Origin of the sequence: Mycobacterium timonense (assembly GCF_025821985.1) — a bacterium.
GTDB classification, from domain to species: domain Bacteria; phylum Actinomycetota; class Actinomycetes; order Mycobacteriales; family Mycobacteriaceae; genus Mycobacterium; species Mycobacterium avium.
In genome coordinates, this window is record NZ_JACKSY010000052.1 from 1 (window position 1) to 1,118 (window position 1,118).

The 1,118-nt window shown below is 61.9% G+C and carries 1 protein-coding gene; it reads right to left on the reverse strand.

Annotation, left to right across the window (positions count from 1 at the left end):
- Positions 1 to 722 precede the first annotated feature (722 nt).
- Positions 723 to 968: a hypothetical protein gene (locus H7I87_RS14840; protein ID WP_050483989.1), complete on the reverse strand. Its 246-nt coding sequence runs from the start codon at positions 966 to 968 to the stop codon at positions 723 to 725.
- Between the last annotated feature and the right edge of the window lie 150 nt (positions 969 to 1,118).

A 1,118-nucleotide genomic window follows, 5' to 3' on the forward strand; every position in this document is an offset into this window, starting at 1 on the left:
ACCGTCACTATCCAAGCCGGCAAGCACACCCTGACCGCTGCTGAACCGCCACCACCCGACCTCGCCGAAATCCTCGCAAACATCCACAGCCTACGTGCGCACTAGCCTGATAAAAGTCGGGTCTATGTCATTGACTTCGGCGCGTATGTGGATTTGATTAACACCCAGAACGCTCCGCGTGGATTGCTCCCGGTCGACATCGAGGGTGATGACCTAGAGGATTCCGATGCGGGATGGGTGGAAGTGCCAGAGCAGGACTTGCGAGCATTGCGACGAGCAATTCTCGACATAGACGAGTTCCTCCAGTCGAACCCGCAGTTTTCGTGAGAAGTACGGACCCGTACGCCTGTCAAGCGCGTTCGCTGTGATGAATTGTCTGAATGCCGTTCTGGCGCAATCTGGCTCTCCATCTTATGAACGGCGAATTTACTGGTACGCGGCGGCAGGCGCATGGGGTGCGGCTCCGGACAGCACTGCTTCTGAGACATCCCAAGGCTCATCGGGAGTGTTCATCGCCTCCCGTAACTCGCGCTAATCTTCCCCGCCAGGCGCGGAAGCCGCCCGCCGCGGCCCACGCCGCCCTTGCGTTGCACCACGCCTCGTGGGTCCAATGCTCGGGGTCGAACGTCAGCAGCTCGGGCGGCGGCGTGCTCGATGCGGGCACCTTACGCTTCATGCCTCAACCTCGCCCACAACGCCCTTCGGCAGGCGCAGGGCCGTGATCATCTTCGCCAGCACGAGGCGTTGCTGCCGGGCCTCCCGATGGCGGGGTGCACACTGATGCCCTGACTGGAGTCGACTACGGGGCCGCTGGCGATGATTTCGGCCTGCAAATCGTCGAGCTGGTCAACGGTTCGGGACGCCTCCCGCAGCAGCATCGCCTCGTGGTCGTCGAGCGCAAACTCGCTGGTCGCGGACCACCATAGGCGCTTGCCTGCGGTGCGTAGGCCGCGTGGTGTAGTGGTCATTTCACCCTCCAAGGGTCAAAGTTCCTGGCGCCTGTCGCTTCCGGTCGAATTCTGAGCAGTTTCTTCCGGTCGAAAAGTGAGCAGGGGTTACGGGGTTGAGTCTGCCTGACGGTCGGCTTCGACGGAGGGCAGGGACTCGATTGCGGTGTG

Bases quoted from the DNA above. Each gene is read 5' to 3' on its own strand.
- H7I87_RS14840 (WP_050483989.1), bottom strand. From the start codon at position 968: ATGACCACTACACCACGCGGCCTACGCACCGCAGGCAAGCGCCTATGG.